This window comes from Streptomyces sp. TLI_55 (assembly GCF_900206255.1).
Taxonomy (GTDB): Bacteria; Actinomycetota; Actinomycetes; order Streptomycetales; family Streptomycetaceae; genus Streptomyces; species Streptomyces aquilus.
Map to the genome: position 1 here is coordinate 6,204,716 of NZ_OAOJ01000001.1, position 21,943 is coordinate 6,226,658.

At 68.4% G+C, this 21,943-nt stretch carries 20 protein-coding genes and 1 riboswitch; of the genes, 9 read left to right on the forward strand and 11 right to left on the reverse strand.

Features of this window, described 5'->3' with window-relative positions; genetic code table 11:
* Nucleotides 1-52: 52 nt before the first annotated feature.
* The 3 genes from def (at nt 53) to CRP56_RS28770 (ending at nt 3,452) form a co-directional block, all read left to right on the forward strand.
* The gene (def, locus tag CRP56_RS28760) at nt 53-703 is read left to right on the forward strand and encodes a peptide deformylase (RefSeq protein WP_097268821.1); all 651 of its coding nucleotides are present in this window, start codon (nt 53-55) and stop codon (nt 701-703) included.
* 290 nt (nt 704-993) lie between these two features.
* On the forward strand, nt 994-2,079 hold the full coding sequence (gene cyc1, locus CRP56_RS28765) for an epi-isozizaene synthase (protein ID WP_097268823.1): 1,086 nt from the start codon (nt 994-996) through the stop codon (nt 2,077-2,079).
* Nucleotides 2,076-3,452 (forward strand): bifunctional albaflavenone monooxygenase/terpene synthase, encoded by a 1,377-nt coding sequence (locus tag CRP56_RS28770; protein ID WP_097268825.1) that lies wholly within the window; start codon nt 2,076-2,078, stop codon nt 3,450-3,452. Before cyc1 ends, CRP56_RS28770 begins: the two co-directional genes overlap by 4 nt.
* On the opposite strand, the gene CRP56_RS28775 is transcribed toward CRP56_RS28770, so the two are convergent.
* On the reverse strand, nt 3,453-4,421 hold the full coding sequence (locus CRP56_RS28775) for a helix-turn-helix domain-containing protein (RefSeq protein ID WP_097268827.1): 969 nt from the start codon (nt 4,419-4,421) through the stop codon (nt 3,453-3,455). It lies immediately after the preceding gene.
* Nucleotides 4,422-4,513: 92 nt separating this feature from the next.
* Here CRP56_RS28775 and CRP56_RS28780 point away from each other — a divergent pair, with 92 nt between their 5' ends.
* Complete coding sequence (locus CRP56_RS28780) at nt 4,514-4,729, forward strand: hypothetical protein (protein WP_097268830.1); 216 nt, start codon at nt 4,514-4,516, stop codon at nt 4,727-4,729.
* Here CRP56_RS28780 and CRP56_RS28785 read toward each other — a convergent pair.
* From CRP56_RS28785 to CRP56_RS28795, 3 genes are all read right to left on the reverse strand, one after another.
* Nucleotides 4,696-5,109, reverse strand: a complete 414-nt coding sequence (locus CRP56_RS28785; protein WP_097268832.1) for a hypothetical protein — start codon at nt 5,107-5,109, stop codon at nt 4,696-4,698. The genes CRP56_RS28780 and CRP56_RS28785 overlap by 34 nt on opposite strands.
* Nucleotides 5,110-5,178: 69 nt before the next feature.
* Nucleotides 5,179-6,192: a ribonucleotide-diphosphate reductase subunit beta gene (locus CRP56_RS28790; RefSeq protein WP_059192423.1), complete on the reverse strand. Its 1,014-nt coding sequence runs from the start codon at nt 6,190-6,192 to the stop codon at nt 5,179-5,181.
* On the reverse strand, nt 6,192-8,543 hold the full coding sequence (locus CRP56_RS28795) for a ribonucleoside-diphosphate reductase subunit alpha (RefSeq protein ID WP_097268834.1): 2,352 nt from the start codon (nt 8,541-8,543) through the stop codon (nt 6,192-6,194). The genes CRP56_RS28790 and CRP56_RS28795 overlap by 1 nt, the downstream gene beginning before the upstream one ends.
* A gap of 123 nt (nt 8,544-8,666) precedes the next feature.
* Nucleotides 8,667-8,796, reverse strand: a riboswitch (cobalamin riboswitch).
* Nucleotides 8,797-8,957: 161 nt separating this feature from the next.
* Between CRP56_RS28795 and CRP56_RS28800 the strand changes: the two genes are divergently transcribed.
* Nucleotides 8,958-10,106, forward strand: a complete 1,149-nt coding sequence (locus tag CRP56_RS28800; RefSeq protein ID WP_097274567.1) for an RNA-guided endonuclease InsQ/TnpB family protein — start codon at nt 8,958-8,960, stop codon at nt 10,104-10,106.
* Between the two features lie 95 nt (nt 10,107-10,201).
* Here the strand turns inward: CRP56_RS28800 and CRP56_RS28805 are convergent, their stop codons facing one another.
* From CRP56_RS28805 to CRP56_RS28830, 6 genes are all read right to left on the reverse strand, one after another.
* The gene (locus CRP56_RS28805) at nt 10,202-10,720 is read right to left on the reverse strand and encodes a GNAT family N-acetyltransferase (RefSeq protein ID WP_097268836.1); all 519 of its coding nucleotides are present in this window, start codon (nt 10,718-10,720) and stop codon (nt 10,202-10,204) included.
* 106 nt (nt 10,721-10,826) lie between these two features.
* A complete protein-coding gene (gene mctP, locus CRP56_RS28810) occupies nt 10,827-12,455 on the reverse strand; it encodes a monocarboxylate uptake permease MctP (protein ID WP_097268838.1) in 1,629 nt (542 codons plus the stop codon).
* Nucleotides 12,452-12,706 (reverse strand): DUF3311 domain-containing protein, encoded by a 255-nt coding sequence (locus CRP56_RS28815; protein WP_097268840.1) that lies wholly within the window; start codon nt 12,704-12,706, stop codon nt 12,452-12,454. The genes mctP and CRP56_RS28815 overlap by 4 nt, the downstream gene beginning before the upstream one ends.
* A 154-nt stretch (nt 12,707-12,860) precedes the next feature.
* Entirely contained in the window at nt 12,861-13,061 is a 201-nt protein-coding gene (locus CRP56_RS28820; protein ID WP_097268842.1) for a CstA-like transporter-associated (seleno)protein, read from the reverse strand.
* The gene (locus tag CRP56_RS28825; protein ID WP_097268844.1) at nt 13,033-15,171 is read right to left on the reverse strand and encodes a carbon starvation CstA family protein; all 2,139 of its coding nucleotides are present in this window, start codon (nt 15,169-15,171) and stop codon (nt 13,033-13,035) included. The genes CRP56_RS28820 and CRP56_RS28825 overlap by 29 nt, the downstream gene beginning before the upstream one ends.
* Nucleotides 15,172-15,245: 74 nt before the next feature.
* Nucleotides 15,246-16,010: a GntR family transcriptional regulator gene (locus CRP56_RS28830; protein ID WP_079309601.1), complete on the reverse strand. Its 765-nt coding sequence runs from the start codon at nt 16,008-16,010 to the stop codon at nt 15,246-15,248.
* 308 nt (nt 16,011-16,318) lie between these two features.
* Here CRP56_RS28830 and CRP56_RS28835 point away from each other — a divergent pair, with 308 nt between their 5' ends.
* The 4 genes from CRP56_RS28835 (at nt 16,319) to CRP56_RS28850 (ending at nt 20,972) form a co-directional block, all read left to right on the forward strand.
* Nucleotides 16,319-17,596 (forward strand): extracellular solute-binding protein, encoded by a 1,278-nt coding sequence (locus CRP56_RS28835; protein ID WP_097268846.1) that lies wholly within the window; start codon nt 16,319-16,321, stop codon nt 17,594-17,596.
* 71 nt (nt 17,597-17,667) lie between these two features.
* Nucleotides 17,668-18,648, forward strand: coding sequence for a carbohydrate ABC transporter permease (locus tag CRP56_RS28840; RefSeq protein WP_097268849.1), 981 nt, complete (start codon nt 17,668-17,670; stop codon nt 18,646-18,648).
* Entirely contained in the window at nt 18,645-19,475 is an 831-nt protein-coding gene (locus CRP56_RS28845) for a carbohydrate ABC transporter permease (RefSeq protein WP_097268851.1), read from the forward strand. The genes CRP56_RS28840 and CRP56_RS28845 overlap by 4 nt, the downstream gene beginning before the upstream one ends.
* A gap of 9 nt (nt 19,476-19,484) precedes the next feature.
* On the forward strand, nt 19,485-20,972 hold the full coding sequence (locus CRP56_RS28850; protein WP_097268853.1) for a glycoside hydrolase family 3 protein: 1,488 nt from the start codon (nt 19,485-19,487) through the stop codon (nt 20,970-20,972).
* 72 nt (nt 20,973-21,044) lie between these two features.
* Here CRP56_RS28850 and nagB read toward each other — a convergent pair whose 3' ends face one another.
* Nucleotides 21,045-21,830 carry a glucosamine-6-phosphate deaminase gene (gene nagB, locus CRP56_RS28855; protein WP_097268855.1) on the reverse strand — a complete coding sequence of 262 codons (786 nt, stop codon included), beginning with the start codon at nt 21,828-21,830 and terminating at the stop codon, nt 21,045-21,047.
* Nucleotides 21,831-21,943 lie beyond the last annotated feature (113 nt).

The window sequence follows — 21,943 nt, forward strand, 5'->3', positions numbered from 1 at the left end:
CCCTGTATCAGCATCTACCCCCTGTTTTGGTTTGAGGAAGGCATCGTCGGTCATGGCGCAGCAGGACACCGATCAGCAGCACGCGGGCGTGCTTCCCGTGGACGACGAGGGTTTCGTCATCGACACCCAGGACGCCGAGGAGCGCGAGAACGGCTGGCGTGAGCGCGGCACCTCGCGGCCCATCACCGTCGTCGGGAACCCCGTCCTGCACAAGGAGTGCAAGGACGTCACCGAGTTCGGCGCCGAGCTGGACCAGCTGGTCGCGGACATGTTCGCCTCGCAGCGCACCGCCGAGGGCGTGGGCCTGGCCGCCAACCAGATCGGCGTCGACCTGAAGGTCTTCGTCTACGACTGCATGGACGACGAGGGCACCCGGCACGTCGGTGTCGTCTGCAACCCCAAGCTCGTCGACCTGCCCGCCGAGCAGCGCCGCCTGGACGACAGCAACGAGGGCTGCCTGTCGGTGCCGACCGCGTACGCGCCGCTCGCGCGCCCCGACTACGCCGAGGTGACCGGGCAGGACGAGAAGGGCAACCCGATCAAGGTGCGCGGCACCGGGTACTTCGCTCGGTGTTTGCAGCACGAGACCGACCACCTGTACGGGTACCTCTACATTGACCGGCTCTCCAAGCGCGAACGCAAGGACGCGCTGCGGCAGATGGCCGAGAACGAGCCCCGCTACCCCGTGGTCGCCAACGACTGAGACCCGCCAGGGCCCCACAAGTCCCGTACGCACGGCGTCTGTTCAGGAACCCCGTCCTGAACAGGCGCCGTTCGTCTGTCCGTCGCACGTTCGATCGCTTGTGCTCCCGTACTGATCCAGAACCAGTCACGCAAGGGGAGATTCTCAGCACTGTGGGGTAGTGAATGGTGCAAATCCGTTCCCAGATCGGTCAGTTGTGGTGCTGAATGGGAAGTGCGGGGATACGCAACGGCGCACGCCCGGTTCAGCGGGAGGGGCGTGCGCAACTGGCGGCTGAGAGGGGTTAGTTCGTGCATGCTTTCTCACACGGCACCACATCGACACCGACAGCGGTCGCGGTCCCACCGTCGCTCTCTCTCCCGGTGATCGAGGCGGCGTTTCCCCGGCAACTCCACCCGTATTGGCCGCAGCTCCAGGAGAAGACACGCACCTGGCTGCTGGAAAAGCGGCTCATGCCGGCGGACAAGGTGGAGGAATATGCCGACGGTCTTTGCTACACGGACCTCATGGCGGGCTACTACCTCGGCGCCCCCGACGAGGTCCTCCAGGCGATAGCGGACTACAGCGCGTGGTTCTTCGTCTGGGACGACCGGCACGACCGCGACATCGTCCACGGCCGGGCCGAGGCCTGGCGGCAGCTCAGGTTCCGGCTGCACGCGGCCCTCGACACCCCCAGGGACCATCTGCACCACGAAGATCCGCTGGTCGCCGGGTTCGCGGACAGCATGGTCCGGCTCTACTCGTTCCTGCCCCGCACCTGGAACGCCCGGTTCGCCCGGCACTTCCACGAGGTGATCGAGGCGTACGACCGCGAATTCCACAACCGCACCGAAGGCGTCGTGCCGACCGTCGAGGAATACCTCGCACTGCGCCGCCTCACCTTCGCGCACTGGATCTGGACGGATCTCCTGGAACCGAGCGCCGGCCGGGAACTCCCGGACCGGGTCAGGAAACACCCGGCCTATCGGCGGGCGGCACTGCTGAGCCAGGAATTCGCCGCCTGGTACAACGACCTCTGCTCACTTCCCAAGGAAATAGCGGGCGACGAGGTCCACAATCTCGGGATAAGCCTCATCAAACACGAGGGGCTGAGCCTCAAACAGGCGGTCCGGGAAGTCAGGCGACGCGTCGAGGAATGCATCGACGATTTCCTTGTCGCCGAGAACAACGCCTTACGGTTCGCGGACTCGCTCGCCGACGGAACGGTCCGCGGAAAAGAGCTGAGCCACACGGTGCGGGCCTGCGTCGGCAATATGCGCAACTGGTTCAGCACCGTCTACTGGTTCCACCACGAGTCCGGCCGGTACACGGTCGACAGCTGGGACGACCGGTCCACGCCCCCGTACGTCAACAACGAAGCGGCAGGTGAGCAATGACCGTCGAGTCTGTGCGTCCCGAGGCCCCGGTGACCCCGGAGTCCGGGCTGCGTGAAGCGCCCCTCGCGGGCGGTGGCGTCCCGCTCCTGGGACACGGCCTGAAGCTGCTGCGCGACCCGCTGGCCTTCATGTCCCAGCTGCGCGACCACGGCGACGTCGTACGCCTCAAGCTGGGCCCCAAGGAGGTGTACGCGCCCACCACGCCGGACCTCACCGGCGCCCTCGCGCTCAACCCCGACTTCGTCATCGCCGGGCCGCTGTGGGAGTCGCTGGAGGCCCTGCTCGGCAAGGAGGGCGTGGCCACCGCCAACGGCCCGCGGCACCGGCGTCAGCGGCGCACCATCCAGCCCGCCTTCCGGCTCGACGCGATCCCCGGGTACGGGCCGATCATGGAGGAGGAGGCGCACGCGCTCACCGAGCGCTGGCAGCCCGGCGAGACCATCGACTGCACCACCGAGTCCTTCCGGGTCGCCGTCCGTATCGCCGCCCGCTGTCTGCTGCGCGGCGACTTCATGGACGAACGCGCGGAGCGGCTCTGTGTCGCCCTCGCCACCGTCTTCCGCGGGATGTACCGGCGGATGGTCGTCCCGCTCGGGCCGCTCTACAACCTGCCGCTGCCGCCCAACCGGAAATTCAACGCGGCCCTGGCCGATTTGCATCTCCTCGTCGACGAGATCATCGCCGAGCGCCGCGCATCTGGTCAAAAGCCGGACGATTTGCTGACGGCATTGCTGGAGGCGAAGGACGACAATGGCGACCCCATCGGGGAACAGGAGATCCACGACCAGGTCGTCGCCATAGTCACCCCGGGCAGCGAAACGGTGGCGTCCACGATCATGTGGCTGCTCCAAGTCCTCGCGGAACATCCGGAACACGCGGACAGGGTGCGCGACGAGGTCGAATCCGTAACCGGCGGCCGTCCTGTCGCATTCGACGACGTTCGTTCGTTGCGGCACACCAACAATGTCGTCGTCGAGGCGATGCGTTTGCGTCCCGCGGTATGGATATTGACGCGCCGCGCGGTCACCGACACGGAACTCGGTGGCTATCGCATTCCGGCCGGTGCGGACATCGTCTACAGCCCGTACGCGGTGCAGCGCGATCCGAGGTCGTACAAGGGCAGCCTTGAGTTCGACCCCGACCGCTGGCTTCCGGAGCGGGTCAAGGAGGTGCCGAAATACGCCATGAGCCCGTTCAGCGTCGGCAACCGCAAGTGCCCGAGCGACCACTTCTCGATGGCGCAGCTGTCGCTGATCACGGCGGCGCTCGCCACGAAGTACCGCTTCGAGCAGGTGCCGGGGTCGAACGACGGGACCCGGGTGGGCATCACGCTCCGTCCGCACAAGCTGCTGCTGCGGCCGGTCCTGAGGTGATCAGGCGGCTGCCTCCGGGCCCCTGAACGTCCGCCGATAGGCGTTCGGGGTGGTTCCCAGCGCCCGTACGAACTGGTGGCGCAGTGCGGCCGCGGTGCCGAACCCCGTTCGGCCCGCGACCGCGTCCACCGTCTCGTCCGTCCCTTCCAGCAACCGCTGGGCGAGCAGCACGCGCTGGCGCAGGATCCAGCGGTAGGGCGTGGTGCCGGTCTCCTGCTGGAAGCGGCGGGCGAAGGTGCGCGGCGACATGTGCGCGCGCTCGGCGAGCTGCTCGACGGTGACCTCCTCGTCGAGATGCCGCTCCATCCAGACGAGGACCTCGCCGACGGTGTCGCAGGTGTCCTTCGGCACCGGCCGCTCGATGTACTGCGCCTGTCCGCCGTCGCGGTGCGGCGGTACGACCATCCGCCGGGCGATCTTGTTGGCGACCTCGGTGCCCTGTTCCTTGCGCACGATGTGCAGACAGGCGTCGATGCCGGCGGCGGTGCCGGCGGAGGTGATCACGGGGTCCTCGTCGACGTAGAGCACGTCGGGCTCGATGACCGCTCGGGGGTAGCGGAGCGCGAGTTCGCGGGCCTGCTTCCAGTGCACGCTGCACCGCCGCCCGTCGAGCAGCCCGGCGGCCCCGAGCACGAAGACACCGGAACAGACGCTGAGGACGCGGGCGCCCCGGTCGGCGGCCCGGCGCAGGGCGTCGATCAGCTCGGGCGGATAGTCCCGTACGACGTAGTCCGCCCCCGCCGGTACGGCGATGAGGTCGGCCTCCTCCAGCCGCTCCAGGCCGTAGGGCGTGGAGACGCTGAGTCCGCCGACATGGGTACCGAGCGTCGGCCCCTCGGCCGAGGCGACGGCGAAGTCGTACGTCGGGAGTCCCTCGTCGCTGCGATCGATGCCGAACACCTCGCAGACCACCCCGAGTTCGAAGGGGTGCACTCCGTCGAGCAGGACGGCGGCCACGTTCTTCAGCATGCTTCCAGTGTGCCTCAGGCGTGGCAGTAATTCGAGGGTGTGCGGCAGTACTGCCACTGTTTGTAAGGAGTGTCCAGCGCGAGAGTGGTGTCATGACTACCGCACAGACAGAGGGACTGATCGGAATGCTGTTCGTTCTCGGACTCCTCGTCCTGCTGGTCGCCCCCGCGCTGATCGGCGTCGTCCGCGACCTGCGCATCGACCGCGAGCTCAGGGAGGCCGAACAGGGCCGCCGCCCGAAGAGCGCCGCCCCGCAGGCCGAGCCGCGGCGCCGCTACTTCACCACCACGGTGACCCACCACTCCTGAATCCCCTGGCAGGCGACCCGGCCGGAGTCGTCGGCGCACAGCGGGCGGGACGAACTGAGCCGGACCTGGCCCTCGGACTCCGCGCGGAACGCGGCGTTCGCGTCCCCGGGCAGCAGCACGAAGCCGCCGTTGACGGCTTCCAGCCCGCTTCCGTCGGCCTTCACGGGCCGCCACGGGCGGCTCTTCGTCCCGTCCAGCCCGACCTGGACGGTCCCGCCCACCGCCAGGCACACCGTGCGGCCGCTGTCCGAGGCATGAAGCTCCGGCACGGAGGCGCAGTCGGAAGGCGACACCGTCGCCCCGCTGCCGCCGCCGGACTCGGTGCCGCACCCGGCCAGCAGCAGGGCCGCGATCACGAAGCTCGTGGTACTACGACGCATGACGGATCCCTCCTCGCCTCTTTGACGTGCCGGAGGCGAGAAGGGATCCATGGTGTCCGGGGTGTGCGGCTAGAAGTCCTCGTCCAGGTCGACCGTGCCCTCCACGGCGACCTGGTACGCGGACGGGCGGCGCTCGAAGAAGTTCGTCAGCTCCTGGACGCCCTGGAGCTCCATGAAGGAGAACGGGTTCTCCGAGCCGTACACCGGGGCGAAGCCCAGGCGGGTGAGGCGCTGGTCGGCGACGCACTCCAGGTACTGGCGCATCGAGTCGGTGTTCATGCCCGGCAGACCGTCACCGCACAGGTCGCGGCCGAACTGCAGCTCCGCCTCGACCGCCTCCCGCATCATGTCCGTGACCTGCTGCTGGAGCCGGTCGTCGAAGAGCTCCGGCTCCTCCTTGCGGACGGTGTCGACGACGTCGAACGCGAAGCTCATGTGCATGGTCTCGTCGCGGAACACCCAGTTGGTGCCGGTGGCGAGACCGTGCAGCAGACCCCGGCTGCGGAACCAGTAGACGTACGCGAAGGCACCGTAGAAGAACAGGCCCTCGATGCACGCGGCGAAGCAGATCAGGTTGAGCAGGAAGCGGCGCCGGTCGGCCTGCGACTCCAGGCGGTCCAGCTTCTCGACCTCGTTGATCCACTTGAAGCAGAACTCGGCCTTCTCGCGGATGGACGGGATGTTCTCCACCGCCGCGAACGCCGCCGTCCGGTCCTCCGGGTCGGGGAGGTAGGTGTCCAGGAGCGTCAGATAGAACTGGACGTGGACCGCTTCCTCGAAGAGCTGCCTGGAGAGATACAGGCGCGCCTCGGGGGAGTTGATGTGCTTGTAGAGGGTCAGCACGAGGTTGTTCGCCACGATCGAGTCACCCGTCGCGAAGAACGCGACCAGCCGGCCGATCAGGTGCTGCTCCTCCGGGGACAGCTTCGCCAGGTCGGCGACGTCCGAGTGGAGGTCGACCTCCTCGACGGTCCAGGTGTTCTTGATCGCGTCCCGGTAGCGCTCGTAGAAGTCCGGGTAGCGCATGGGGCGGAGGGTCAGCTCGAAGCCCGGGTCGAGAAGGTTCTTGGCTTCGCTGGTCATTACTGGCAGGCCTCGCAGGACTCGGGGTTCTCAAGGGAGCAGGCGATCGCTTCTTCCGAAGGCACCTGCTGAACGGGGACAGTGGCCTGTGCCGCGCGGGCGATCCTCGTCGCCGGGCGCGAGCGCAGGTAGTACGTCGTCTTCAGGCCCTGCTTCCAGGCGTACGCGTACATCGAGGAGAGCTTGCCGATGGTCGGCGTCTCCAGGAACAGGTTCAGGGACTGCGACTGGTCCAGGAACGGGGTACGGGCGGCGGCCATGTCGATCAGGCCGCGCTGCGGGATCTCCCACGCCGTGCGGTACAGGTCGCGGACGTCCTGGGGCACCCAGGTGAAGCCCTGCACCGAGCCGTTGGACTCGCGCAGCGCCTCCCGGGTCTGCGCGTCCCACACGCCGAGCTTCTTCAGCTCGGCCACCAGGTAGGAGTTGACCTGGAGGAACTCGCCGGACAGCGTCTCGCGCTTGAAGAGGTTGGAGACCTGCGGCTCGATGCACTCGTACACGCCGGCGATCGACGCGATGGTGGCGGTCGGCGCGATGGCCAGCAGCAGGCTGTTGCGCATGCCGACCGCGGCGACCCGGGCCCGCAACGCCTCCCAGCGCTCCGGCCAGGTGAGCTCCACGTCGTAGTGGTCGGGGTGCAGGACGCCCTGGGCGGTACGGGTCTTCTCCCACGCCGGGAGCGGGCCGTTGCGCTCGGCCAGGTCGGCGGAGGCCTCGTACGCGGCGAGCATGATGCGCTCGGCGATCCGCGTGGAGAGGGCCTTGGCCTCGGGCGAGTCGAAGGGCAGCCGCAGCTTGAAGAAGACGTCCTGGAGACCCATCGCGCCGAGGCCCACCGGACGCCACTTGGCGTTGGAGCGGCCCGCCTGCTCGGTCGGGTAGAAGTTGATGTCCACCACGCGGTCGAGGAAGGTGACGGCGGTGCGGACGGTGGCGTCGATGCGCTCCCAGTCGATGTCCCCGTCGACCACGAACGCGCCCAGGTTCACCGACCCCAGGTTGCAGACCGCCGTCTCGCCGTCGTCCGTGACCTCCAGGATCTCGGTGCAGAGGTTGGAGGAGTGGACGACATGGCCGGGCAGCGCCGTCTGGTTGGCGGTGCGGTTGGCGGCGTCCTTGAAGGTCATCCAGCCGTTGCCGGTCTGCGCGAGGGTGCGCATCATGCGGCCGTACAGGTCACGCGCCGGGATCGTCTTCTTGGCGAGACCGGCCGCCTCCGCCTTGCGGTACGCGGCGTCGAACTCCTCGCCCCACAGGTCGACCAGCTCGGGCACGTCGGCCGGGGAGAACAGCGACCACTCGGCGTCGGCGTTCACGCGGCGCATGAACTCGTCGGGGATCCAGTGCGCGAGGTTCAGGTTGTGCGTACGCCGGGCGTCCTCACCGGTGTTGTCGCGCAGCTCCAGGAACTCCTCGATGTCGGAGTGCCAGGTCTCCAGGTAGACGGCCGCGGCACCCTTGCGCCGGCCGCCCTGGTTCACCGCGGCCACCGAGGCGTCCAGCGTCTTCAGGAACGGCACGATGCCGTTGGAGTGCCCGTTGGTGCCCCGGATCAGCGAACCGCGGCTGCGGATGCGGGAGTACGACAGTCCGATGCCGCCGGCGTGCTTGGAGAGGCGGGCGACCTGGTGGTAGCGGTCGTAGATGGAGTCCAGCTCGTCCAGCGGGGAGTCGAGGAGGTAGCAGGACGACATCTGGGGGTGCCGGGTGCCGGAGTTGAACAGCGTGGGGGAGGACGGCAGGTAGTCGAGGCGGCTCATGAGCCCGTAGAGCGCGGCGACTTCGTCCAGGGCACGGGTCGTGTCGTCCTCGGCGAGGCCGGCGGCGACGCGCAGCATGAAGTGCTGGGGCGTCTCGATGACCTGGCGGGTGATCGGGTGCCGCAGGAGGTAACGGCTGTGGAGCGTACGCAGACCGAAGTAGCCGAAGCGGTCGTCGGCGGCCGGGTCGATCAGGGCGTCGAGCCGTGCCGCGTGCACCCGGACGAACTCCGCCGTGCGGTCGGCGACCAGGCCCTCGCGGTGGCCGACCGCGACCGACTCGGTGAAGGACGTGACGCCCTGGGAGGCGGCCTCGGCGGCGATGCTGATGGTCAGCAGCCGGGCGGCCAGCCGGGAGTAGGCGGGGTCCTCGGAGATGAGTCCGGCGGCGGCCTCCGTCGCCAGCTCGCGCAGCTCCGCCTCGTCGGCCCGGGCCGAGCGGCCCCGCAGCGCGGCGGCGGCGACCCGTCCGGGGTCGGCGTCGGGCAGGTCGGCGGTCAGCTCGGTCAGGGTCCGCAACAGGGCGGTACCGGGACCGTCGTTCTCCGCCTGGACCGCTGAAGCCGGATCGGCTGGCGCGATGGTCACGTGGGGGCTCTCCCTCGCTCGGCAGGGGCCCGGCGGAGGGCAGCAGGCAGCACGAGCGCACGGGGCGTCGCGTCCACCGGCCCACTCCGCGAGGCCCGGACGTCATGGCACCCGGGCCACGGCGGCCTGGGCACGCTGTCGGCAGGTCCTCGGACTGACTCCCGTACACACCCAAGGCATGCACAAGTACACCGTTGCGGGACAGTTCCGGATTCGCACCGGATTCCCCTGCGGCGACAGCGAGCATGAGCATACATCTTGTGCCGGGTTCGAGTGGCACCCCTAGATGTTGTGTCGCGCTGACTTCAGCCTGTAGTCAGCGCCTTCGATAGCTTCACTCGTGGGAGTGATGACTGGGGAACGCGCGGTGGGAAGTAGCACAGTTGTATACCTTCGGTGATTGTGAAGCTGGTGGTGCAGGTCAAGTTGATGCCGGATGCCGTGCAGGCACCGACACTTGAGCGCACCCTGCCCGCGATCAATGAGGCAGCTAACTGGGTCTCCGCCGTCGGGTTCGAGGGTTTCGGGCTCAAGGCGTCTGTCCGTGAGCTGCGGAAGCTGTGCTACGGCGAACTCAAAATGCGAGGCTTCGGAGCGCAGGCCGCGCAACACATCATCAAGCGCGTCGCCGACGCCTATACGACGTTGCGCGTGAACATCCGGTCAGGGAATCTCGGCCCCGAGGGGTCGAAACGGCGCCGCAAGGCGGAGGCCAAGCCGGTCGTCTTCCGTCCGCATGCCGCGCACACGTACGACGACCGCTGCTTGTCGTGGAATTACGACGCGAAGACGGTGAGCATCTGGACACTGGGCGGACGGATCAAGGAGGTGCGGTTCGCCAGTTCCCCTGAGGCGCTCAAGACGCTCACCGAGCACCGGAAGGGCGAATCCGACCTGGTGTTTCGGGATGGCAAGTGGTTCCTGATCGCCACTGTCGATCTCCCCGATCCGGAGGTGTTCGAACCGAAGGACTTCATCGGTGTGGACCGAGGCATCGTCAACCTCGCCACCACCTCGGACGGAGACAACCACCAAGGGCGGAGGCTCGGTCGGCACCGGCGTTGGCAGGCGCGCAAGCGGGCCGAGATCCAGGCCAAGCAGTCTCGCTCCGCCAAGCAGCTCCTCAGGAAGCGGGCAAGGAAGGAAGCCCGCCACGCCACCCACGTCAACCACAAGGTGGCCAAGGACGTCGTTGCTGTCGCCCAACGCACCGAGCGCGGCATCGCCTTGGAGGAACTCCGGGGCATCCGCGAGCGGGTTACGGTTCCCCGCGACCCGCGAGCACGACTGTCCTCCTGGCCGTTTCGCCAGCTCGGTGCCTTCATTGAGTACAAGGCACGTCGTGCCGGGGTGCCATTCATCGAGGTGGACCCGGCCTACACCTCGCAGCGCTGCCCGCGCTGTGGTCACACCGAGAGAGGCAATCGCCGTACTCGGGCCACTTTCCAATGTCGTCGGTGTGGCCTCGCTGGGCCGGCCGACCACGTCGCCGGGGTCAACGTGCGCAACCGGGCACGCTCGGCGTGGGTATTCGTCACCATGCCCGAACCAGTCCCCACTTAGTGGGGACTGGTCGATGTGCCCTGTGACCGCCCTGTCGTAGGGGCAGTCAGGAGGATAAGCGGAGCCGTGCTGAACCGAGTCGACCAGCTCGGTCGTCACGGCCGAGTCGGTGACAGCGTCAACTCATAGGTGAGAAGCGTGAACTCCTCGCCCGGGATCGGCTTCCAGTCGCGGTGCGGGGCGCGGACGAAGCCGAGGCGCTCGTAGATGCGGTGGGCCGCGCGCATGACGGGCTGGGTCGACAGGACCATGCCGATGTCACCGGCGGCCCTGGCGCGGTCGACACAGGCCTGTACGAGGGCCTGCCCGGCGCCTCTGCCGCGGGCCTCCGGGGCCACGGCCAGCATGCGGATCTCCGATTCGCCGGGGCGGGAGAGTTCGGCCATGGCGCCGCCGGTCGAGGGGACGTAGGTGGCGGTGCCGATGGGCTCGCCGCCCAGGGTGGCCACGAGTACCTCGGCGGAGCGTGCCCGTTTGGCGACGTCTCTCAGTTCACCGAGGTACCAGTCGCTCTCGCCGAAGGCGAGGAGGTCGTCCTGGATGTAGGCCTGGGCCGTGATCTCGCCGAGTTCGTCGTATTCGGTGGGTTTCGCTGCCCGGATCTGTATGTCCATGGAGGTGAGTGTGCACGAAAAGCGGGCCGCCGTTGGTCTTGCTGTCGGCGGCCCGCTGCGGGTTTCGTAGTGGTTGCTCGCGCAGTTCCCCGCGCCCCTTAGGGCGTCAGTGCGAGGCTCCTGCAGTGGCGGGCGGAAGCTCCACCTGGACACCGGGGTCTCCGGCGTCCGCCGTGTAGTCCTCCGGGCTCGTCTCGTCGATGCCCTCGGGGGCCTTGAAGGCCTTCAGGACGAACGTCAGGACCACCGTCACGACCACGTTCAGGATGAACGCCGTCAGGCCGATGTAGCCGATCTCGCCGATGCCGGGGATCTCCTTCGCGGAGCCGCCGAAGTGCTTCTGCGTCGGCGAGGCGACGCCGTACGCGGCGACCGTGCCGTAGATCATGCCGACCGCCCAGCCGGCGAGCAGCGCCCAGCGGTGGAACCAGCGGGTGAACAGGCCGCCGACCAGGGCCGGGAAGGTCTGGAGGATCCAGATGCCGCCCAGCAGCTGGAAGTTGATGGCGACCGTCTTGTCCATGGTGAGGACGAAGACCAGCGCGCCGACCTTCACCAGCAGGGACACCAGCTTGGAGACCTTGGTCTCCTGCTCCGGAGTGGCGTCCGGCTTGATGAAGTCCTTGTAGATGTTGCGGGTGAAGAGATTCGCCGCCGCGATGGACATGATCGCCGCCGGGACCAGCGCGCCGATGCCGATCGCGGCGAAGGCCACGCCCGCGAACCACGCCGGGAACATGTCCTCGAACAGCTGCGGGATCGCCAACTGGCCGTTGGTGACCTTGACCCCGGCCGCGATCGCCATGAAGCCCAGCAGCGCCAGCAGCCCCAGCATCAGCGAATACAGCGGCAGGATCGTGGTGTTGCGGCGGATCACCTCACGGCTCCTGGAGGAGAGCGTCGCGGTGATCGAGTGCGGGTACATGAACAGCGCGAGCGCGGAGCCCAACGCCAGCGTGGCGTACGTCCATTGGCCCGGCTCGCCCGGCACCAGCGCACCGCGCGGCGCGCCCGTCGCCGGGTTGGTCTGGCTGTACGCCTCGCCCGCCTTGGCGAAGATCTCGTCGAACCCGCCCAGCTTGATCGGGATGTAGATGATCGCCACCGCGATGACGATGTAGATCAGCGTGTCCTTCACGAACGCGATCAGCGCGGGGGCGCGCAGACCGGACGAGTAGGTGTACGCGGCCAGCACACCGAACGCGATCAGCAGCGGCAGGTCCTTCACGAACCAGTTGGTGTTCTCGCCGCCGCCCACGCCCATGACGTCCAGGACCGCCTGGATGCCGACGAGTTGGAGGGCGATGTACGGCATCGTCGCGAGGATGCCGGTGACGGCGACCGCGAGCGACAGGCCCTTCGAGCCGAAGCGTCCGCGCACGAAGTCGGAGGTCGTCACATAGCCGTGCTTGTGCGAGACCGACCAGAGGCGGGGCAGGAAGGTGAAGATCAGCGGGTAGACGAGGATCGTGTACGGCACGGCGAAGAAGCCGGCCGCGCCCGCCGCGTAGATGGCCGCGGGGACGGCGACGAAGGTGTACGCCGTGTAGAGGTCGCCGCCGAGCAGGAACCAGGTGACCCAGGTGCCGAACGACCGTCCGCCCAGCCCCCATTCGTCGAGGCTGTGCTCGTTCTCGGCCTTGCGCCAGCGCGCGGCGAGGAAGCCCATGACCGTGACGGCCAGGAAGAAGAAGATGAAGACGCCGAGCGCGACGCCGTTCACGCCGTCGTTCACTTGGCACCTCCACGACGGGCGCGCTGGTCACGCTGCCAGAGCTTGTACGCGGTCATCGTCAGCGCGGTGGAGATGAGCACCCACAGCATCTGGTACCAGTAGAAGAACGGGATGCCGATGAAGGCCGGGTCGACCTTCGCGTACGACCCCACCCACAGCATCGCCACGAAGGGCGCGAAGAGGCAGAGGGCGATGACCACGCGGACGGGTGTCACCACCGGTGGTCTGGCCTCGGGCGAATCTGATGACATGCGGCGGCTCCGATCCCCTCATCACTGATCACCGTGTAACGCGCAGGCAATCTAGGTCACGGTGTGACAGGAGTGGAAGACCTCGTCCGTATATCGGTATGTCGATTCCGTGAAGGTCCGACATCGGTGTCAACAGTGGCTTCAACAGCGGGCTTCAGCAGCAGCGGAAGCCTTGCCGCGGGTCAGCCTCCTGCCGGTCCGTCCGCATCCGCTCGAACTCCCGCCGGGTCGGCACGTCCGCCTGCGGGTGGTCCCGGCGGATGTGCGCGACATAGCGGTCGTAGGCCGACTCGTCGGTCAGCTCCCGTACGTACCAGCGCACGTTCTCAAGGGCCCGCCGCAGTGCCGACCTCATGGCGTGCCTCCTCCTTCTCCTCGCGGGTCGGGAACAGCCCGGCCGGGGCGGCGAGTTTCGACTCGACGTACGGCGCCTCGCTCAGGGTGGAGAGGGCCGGGCGTCGTACATGCCGTACACAGACCCTCAGCGCGTCGGCGATCACCACGACGATCAGCAGGGCGAGGACCGAGGTGAGGACGCCGTCGACCGTGGAGTTGGTGACCACGGTGTGCATGTCGTCCATGTTCTTGGCGGGCGGCAGGACCTCACCGCGGTCGATGGCGTCCTGGAAGACGGACCGCTGCTTGAAGAAGCCCACCTTGGGGTCGTCGGAGAACACCTTCTGCCAGCTCGCGGTCAGTGTGACGGTGGCGTCCCAGACGAGCGGGACGCCGGTGATCCAGGCCCACTTGAGGCGTCCGGACTTCACCAGCAGCGTGGTGCAGACGGCCAGGGCGACGGCGGCGAGCAGCTGGTTGGAGATGCCGAAGATCGGGAAGAGCTGGTTGATCCCGCCGAGCGGTTCGTGGACGCCCACCCAGAGGAAGTATCCCCACAGCCCGCACACGAGCGCGCTGGTGATGACGAGTCCGGGCTTCCAACTCACGTTCTTGAAGGGCTTGATGACGTTGCCCAGCATGTCCTGGAGCATGAACCGGCCCACGCGCGTACCGGCGTCCAGCGCGGTCAGGATGAACAGCGCCTCGAACATGATCGCGAAGTGATACCAGAAGGCGCGCAGGCTCCCGCCGGTGACCTTGGAGAAGATCTCCGAGACGCCGATGGCGAGCGTGGGCGCCCCGCCGGTGCGGGACAACAGGCTTGATTCCTCGACGCGTTCGGCGGCCCGGGCCAGGTCGTCCGGGGAGATGGAGTAGCCCCAGCCGGTCACCACCCGGGACGCTTCCTGCACGGTGGTGCCGATGGCACCGGAGGGCGCGTTCATCGCGAAGTACAGCCCCGGGTCGATGATGCTGGCCGCGACCAGCGCCATGACGGCCACCGACGACTCCATCAGCATGGAGCCGTAGCCGATCATGCGGACCTGCGTCTCCTTCTGGATCATCTTGGGCGTCGTACCGCTGGAGATCAGCGAGTGGAAGCCGGACAGCGCCCCGCAGGCGATGGTGATGAAGACGAAGGGGAACAACGACCCGGCGAAGACAGGGCCGTTGCCGCGCGAGGCGAAGTCCGTCACCGCGTCCATCTTCAGCGTGGGCAGCGCGATCACGACCCCCAGCGCCAGCAGGAGGATCGTGCCGATCTTCATGAAGGTGGAGAGGTAGTCGCGGGGTGCAAGGAGCATCCACACCGGCAGGATCGACGCGATGAAGCCGTACGCCACCAGCCAGACGACCAGCGTCGAGGGCGCGAGCGTGAAGGTGTCGGCCCAGGACGACTCCGCCACCCAGCGCCCGGCGACCAGCGCGAGCAGCAGCAGGGCCACGCCGATGAGCGAGACCTCGCTGACCCGGCCGGGCCGCAGGACGCGTAGATAGAAGCCCATGAGCAGGGCGATCGGGACCGTCATCGCGATGGAGAAGGTGCCCCAGGGCGACTGGGCGAGGGCGTTGACGATGACCAGCGCCAGCACCCCGAGCAGGATGATCATGATGGCGAAGGCGGCGATGAGGGCCGCCGCGCCGCCGAACGGGCCGATCTCCTCGCGGGCCATCTGGCCGAGGGAGCGTCCGTCGCGGCGGGTGGAGAAGAACAGCACCACCATGTCCTGCACGGCCCCGGCGAAGACGACGCCCGCGATGATCCAGATCGTGCCGGGCAAGTAGCCCATCTGCGCGGCCAGTACGGGGCCGACGAGCGGTCCTGCGCCGGCGATCGCGGCGAAGTGGTGGCCGAGCAGGACCCGCCGGTCGGTGGGATGGAAGTCGATGCCGTTGTTCAGGCGCTCGGCCGGGGTGGCCCTGGTCCCGTCGACCTTGAGGACCCTGTACGCGATGAACTTCGCGTAGAAGCGATAGGCGATGGCGTACGAGCCGAGGGCCGCGGCGACCATCCAGGCGGCGGAGACGTCCTCGCCGCGGGCGAGCGCGAGCACGGCCCAGCCGGTGGCTCCGACCAGCGCGACGAGGGTCCAGATGACGGTGGTTCGGACGTTCGCGGTACGCACAGGGAGGTCCTCCCGTCCATACGGAGACGGGAGGACCGTAGAGCAGGATGCGCGGTTGCGCTACACCACCGGCACTAGTCCACAGGCCGCTTCAGTCGCGCCACGAACTTGTACCGGTCCCCCCGGTACACCGACCGCACCCACTCCACCGGCTCCCCGTCCTTGTCGAAGGAGTGGCGGGACAGCATCAGCATCGGCAGGCCGACGTCGGTGCCGAGCAGGCCGGCCTCGCGCGGGGTGGCCAGGGAGGTCTCGATGGTCTCCTCGGCCTCGGCGAGATGGACGTCGTAGACCTCGGCCAACGCCGTGTAGAGGGACGTGTACTTGACGAGTGAGCGGCGCAGGGCCGGGAAGCGCTTGGCGCTCAGATGGGTCGTCTCGATGGCCATCGGCTCGCCGTTGGCCATGCGCAGCCGCTCGATGCGCAGCACCCGGCCGCCGGCGGTGATGTCGAGGAGTTCGGCGAGGCGGTCGTCGGCGGTGATGTAGCCGATGTCGAGGAGCTGCGAGGTGGGTTCGAGGCCCTGGGCGCGCATGTCCTCGGTGTAAGAGGTGAGTTGCAGCGCCTGCGAGACCTTGGGCTTGGCGACGAACGTGCCCTTGCCCTGGATGCGTTCGAGGCGGCCCTCGACGACGAGTTCCTGGAGGGCCTGGCGCACGGTGGTGCGCGAGGTGTCGAACTCGGCCGCGAGCGTGCGCTCGGGCGGGACGGGCGTGCCGGGTGCCTGGGTCTCGGTCATGTCGAGCAGGTGCTTCTTCAGGCGGTAGTACTTGGGCACGCGCGCGGTTCGGACGGTCGCCCCACCTTCGTTCTCCGCGCTGCTGACCTCGGTGCTCATGCCTCTGCCTTCCCGGCTCCGGATGCGGATCGCATCGTGATCCCCTCTGTATACCGTCGCCGACCTTTTTGGTCTAGTCCATAGCCTCAAGTGGTCTAGTGGAAGACAGTACTCCGGCGGCCCTGTTTTCGCTGGCTTCTTACTTAAAGGTTCCTGCATATGTAGGTCGGATAACGGCTGGTCAGAGGCGGTTCGGACACCCTTGACAGGCCCCGTGGTCTGGTCCAAGCTCCCGGTACTGGTCTACACCATTGGTCCAGGGCCCCAGCTTCGTGGGCGGGGGGTGTGGGCATCCTGAGGAGGATGGCGTGAAGCGCAAGCTGATTACCGCGATCGGTGTCGCGGCCATGTTGGTCTCCGTCGCGGCGTGTGGGGGCGACGACGGCGACAGTGGTGACAAGGCGGGGGCGGACGGCTACGCCGGCCAGACCCTCACCGTCTGGGTCATGGACGGCTCCTCGCCGGACCAGTGGCAGAAGGACGTGCAGGCCGCCTTCGAGAAGAAGACCAAGGCCAAGGTCAAGTTCGAGATCCAGCAGTGGAACGGCATCCAGCAGAAGCTGACCACCTCCCTGTCCGAGGAGAACCCGCCGGACGTCTTCGAGATCGGCAACACCCAGACCCCGGCCTACGCCAAGACCGGCGGCCTCGCCGACCTCGCCGACCTCAAGTCGACGATCGGCGCCGACTGGACCGAGTCGCTGAACAAGTCCTCGATCTACGACGGCAAGCAGTACGCGGCGCCCTGGTACTTCGCCAACCGCGTCGTCATCTACAACAAGAAGGTCTGGGCCGACGCCGGCATCAAGGACACCCCGAAGACCCGGGACGAGTTCTACGCCGACCTCAAGCAGATCGGCGACAAGACCAAGGCCGAGCCGATCTACCTGCCCGGCCAGAACTGGTACCACTTCGTCGGTCTCACCATCGGTGAGGGCGCCGAACTGGTGAAGAAGGACGGCGACAAGTACGTCTCCAACCTGGCCGACCCGAAGGTCGCCGCCGCCATGGAGACCTACAAGAAGTTCCAGGCCCTGTCCAAGGCCCCCAAGGACAAGGACGAGGCCACCCCGCAGCAGGCCGAGGTCTTCGCCAAGGGCAACGTCGGTGCCTTCATCGGCATGGGCTGGGAGGCCGGCACGGCCATCGCCGCCAACAAGAAGATCGAGTCGGACATCGGCTACTTCACCATCCCCGGTGCCACGGCCGACAAGCCCGAGGGCGTCTTCCTCGGCGGCTCCAACCTCGCGGTCGCCGCGGGCAGCAAGAAGCAGGCGCTCGCCAAGGAGTTCCTGAAGATCGCGCTGTCCGACAAGTACGAGGGCGAGCTGGCCAAGCTCAACGGCGTCATCCCGAACAAGGAGGCGCTCCAGAGCAACCTGAAGGGCAACGCCGTCGCCGAGGCCGCCGCGCCGGCCGCCGCCGGTGGTGGCACCACGCCACTGATCCCCGAGTGGGCCGCGGTCGAGAACGCCCCCAACCCGGTCAAGACGTACATGACCGCCGTCCTCAACGGCAAGTCGCCGGCCGAGGCCGCCAAGCAGGTCGAGAGCGAGTTCAACAAGCGCCTCGCCCAGCAGCAGTAAGGGCGACGGGGCGGGGGCCGGCCGACGGCCCCCGCCCCGCTTACCGGTAGGTCGAGTAGAGAGACGCGAGCATGACCGTGCAGACCGAACGGCCGCCCTCCGGTCCGGTGGACGTGACGAAAGTGGACCAGCGGGGGCCCGGTGCGCAGCGGCCCGCCTCCCGCGCGGGCGCGCTCGCCCCGTACCTCCTGCTGCTGCCCGCCTGCGCGGCCACCGTGCTGCTGCTCGGCTGGCCGCTGCTGAAGGACCTCCTGCTGTCGTTCCAGAACCTCAACATGGGACAGCTGATCCAGCATGTCACCGAGTGGAACGGCATCGACAACTACAAGCAGGCCCTGACCGGCGAGGACTTCTGGCGGGTCACCGGCCGCTCGATCCTGTTCACGGCCGTCAACGTCGTCCTGACCATGCTCCTGGGCGCCCTGGTCGGCCTGCTGCTGGCCCGCCTCGGCAAGCGGATGCGGGTCACGCTGCTGATCGGGCTCGTGCTGGCCTGGGCGATGCCCGTGGTCGCCGCGACCACTGTCTACCAGTGGCTCTTCGCCCAGCGCTTCGGCGTCGTCAACTGGGTCCTGGACAAGCTCGGTTGGCACTCCATGGCCGACTACAGCTGGACCAGCAGCCAGCTGTCGACGTTCTTCGTCGTGACCGTGCTGATCGTCTGGCAGTCGATCCCGTTCGTCGCCATCAACCTGTACGCCGCCACGACCACCATCCCCGGCGAGCTGTACGAGGCCGCGGCCCTGGACGGCGCGGGCGCCTGGAAGAGCTTCACGACCGTGACGCTGCCGTTCCTGCGCCCCTTCCTCTACGCCACGACCTTCCTGGAGGTCATCTGGATCTTCAAGGCGTTCGTGCAGGTCTTCACCATCAACGGCGGCGGCCCCGACCGGCTCACCGAGATCCTGCCCGTCTACGCCTACATCGAGGGCGTCGGCAACCAGCACTACGGCATGGGCGCCGCGATCGCCGTCCTGACCATCCTGATCCTGCTGGTCATCACCGCGTACTACCTGCGGATCGTTGTCAAGCAAGAGGAGGACGAGCTGTGAAGCGCTCGCTGTTCAGCCGCATCTGGCCCAACGCCACGGCCGTCATCCTGTTCGTCGGCTTCGTCTTCCCCGTGTACTGGATGTTCGCCACGGCCTTCAAGCCGACCGGCGACATCATCTCGGAGAACCCGGTCTGGTTCCCGACCCACATCACCTTCGAGCACTTCAAGACCGCCACGGGCGTCGACCACTTCTGGACGTACGTCACCAACTCGCTGATCGTCACGGTCTGCGCGGTCGTCCTGTCCCTCGCCGTCGCCCTGGCCGGCGCCTTCGCGCTCGCCCGGATGCGGTTCAAGGGCCGCCGGGGCTTCATCATCGGGTTCATGCTGGCCCAGATGGCGCCCTGGGAGGTCATGATCATCGCGATGTACATGATCGTGCGGGACGCGTCCATGCTGAACAGCCTGGTCCCGCTGACCGTCTTCTACATGATGATGATCCTGCCCTTCACGATCCTGACGCTGCGCGGCTTCGTCGCCGCCGTGCCCAAGGAACTGGAGGAGGCGGCGATGGTCGACGGCTGTACGCGCGCACAGGCCTTCCGCAAGGTGATCCTGCCGCTGCTCGCCCCCGGCCTGATGTCCACCTCGCTCTTCGGCTTCATCACCGCCTGGAACGAGTTCCCGCTGGTCCTGGTCCTGAACAAGGAGGCGGAGGCCCAGACCCTGCCGCTGTGGCTGTCCAGCTTCCAGACCGCCTTCGGCAACGACTGGGGCGCGACCATGGCGGCGTCCTCGCTCTTCGCCGTCCCGATCCTGATCCTCTTCGTCTTCCTGCAGCGCAGGGCCGTCAATGGTCTGACGGCCGGCGCGGTGAAGGGATAACGCCACCCGATGACGACTTTCGCCAAGGGCACCGACACCCTCACGCGTGACGCGCTCACGGTCCTCCAGCCCGGCTTCACCGGCACCACCGCCCCGGACTGGCTGCTGCGCCGCCTGGGCGAGGGCCTGGCCTCGGTGGGCCTGTTCGGCCGCAACATCGCCTCGCCGGACCAACTCTCCGCCCTGACCGCCCAGTTGCGCGCCGAACGCGACGACGTCCTGGTCGCGATCGACGAGGAGGGCGGCGACGTCACGCGCCTCGAGGTGCGCACCGGCTCCAGCTTCCCCGGCAACCACGCCCTGGGCGCGGTCGACGACGTGGACCTCACCCGCGAGGTCGCCTTCGAACTCGGCCGCCGCCTCGCCGCCTGCGGGGTCAACCTCAACTGGGCCCCGTCGGCGGACGTGAACTCGAACCCGTCGAATCCCGTGATCGGGGTCCGCTCCTTCGGTGCTGCCGCCGATCTGGTCGCCCGGCACACCGCCGCCTATGTCACCGGCCTCCAGTCGGCGGGCGTGGCGGCCTGCACGAAGCACTTCCCGGGCCACGGCGACACCGCGACCGACTCCCACCACGCCCTGCCCCGCATCGACGCGGACGCCTCGGTGCTGCCGGAGCGCGAACTCGCCCCGTTCCGCGCCGCGATCGCCGCCGGCAGCCGCGCGATGATGAGCGCCCACATCCTGGTCCCGGCCCTGGACCCCGACCACCCGGCGACCCTCTCCCGCAAGGTCCTGACCGACCTGCTGCGCGGCGAACTCGGCTACGACGGCCTCATCGTCACCGACGGCATGGAGATGCAGGCCATCGCCGCCACCTACGGCATCGAACGCGGCAGCGTCCTCGCCATCGCGGCCGGCGCCGACGCGATCTGCGTGGGCGGCGGCCTGGCCGACGACGAGACGGTACGACGGCTGCGCGACGCCCTGGTCTCGGCCGTCCGCGCCGGCGACCTTGCCGAGGAACGCCTCGCGGACGCCGCCGCACGCGTCCGCGCCCTCGCCCGCTGGACGGCGGCTGCCTCGGCGGCCGACGCCCCGGCCACCGGCGACCCGGACGTCGGCCTGCGCGCGGCCCGCCGCGCCCTGACCTTCACCGGCGCCGACGGCTTCACCCCGCTCACCGAGGCGCCGTTCGTCGCCGCCTTCACCCCGGTCGCGAACATCGCGGTCGGCGACGAGACCCCGTGGGGCGTGGCCGCGGAACTCACCCGCCTCCTGCCCGGCACCGACACCGGCAGCTTCGTCGGCGACGGCGCCGGCATGGCGGCCCTGGCCGCGGCGGGCCGCCGCCGCATCGTCGCCGTGGTCCGTGACGAGCACCGCCACCCCTGGATGGGCTCGGCCCTCGACTCGGTCCTGCGCACCCGCCCGGACACGATCGTGGTCGAGATGGGCGTCCCCCAGGCCCCGCCCCGGGGCGCCCTGCACATCGCGACGCACGGCGCGGCCCGGGTGTGCGGGCGGGCGGCGGCGGAGGTCATCGCGGGGGAGTAGGGGCCCCTACGACGACGACAGGCGCCGGTTCCCCACCAGGGAACCGGCGCCCGCGCGCTGTGTGCCGGAGCCTCAGATACCCTGCCAGTCCGGCTTGTTGACGTACGTGTGCCGGAAGTAGTCCGCCAGCTTCAGCTTGGACGCGGCACCCTCGTCGACGACGACCGTGGCATGCGGGTGGAGCTGGAGAGCCGACGCCGGGCAGACCGCCGCGACCGGCCCCTCCACCGTCGCCGCCACCGCGTCCGCCTTGCCCTCACCGGTGGCCAGCAGCACCAGGTGCCGGGCCTCCAGGATCGTCCCGATGCCCTGCGTGATCACGTGGTGCGGGACCTGCTCGATGTCCCCGTCGAAGAACCGCGCGTTGTCGACCCGCGTCTGCTCCGTCAGCGTCTTGATCCGGGTCCGCGAGGCCAGCGAGGAGCACGGCTCGTTGAACCCGATGTGCCCGTCGGTCCCGATCCCGAGCAGCTGGAGGTCCACACCGCCGGCCGCCGCCAGCTCCGCGTCGTACGCCTCGCAGGCGGCCCGAACGTCCTCGGCCGTGCCGTCGGGGCCGAGGAACGCCTCCATCCCGATCCCGAGCGGCTCCAGCACCTCACGGCGCAGCACCGAACGGTACGACTCCGGATGCTCCGCCGGCAGCCCCACGTACTCGTCGAGCTGCGCGATCCGCGCCCGCGAGGCGTCCACGGCACCGGACCGCACCTTGGCCGTCAGCGCCTGGTAGATGGGCAGCGGCGTCGAGCCGGTGGCCACCCCGAGCAGGGCGTCGGGCTTGCGCCGCAGGAGCTGCGCCATGGCCTCGGCGATGAGCTCGCCACCCGCCTTGGCGTCCGGAACGATGACAACTTCCACGCTGGGCCTGCCGATCTGAGAGACGGTCTGTGAGAGGGCTCGACTGGACCCGAGAGGGACCATGTGGTTTAGACCAATCTAACAGAATCGGGCCAACGGGCCCAGGGGAGAAG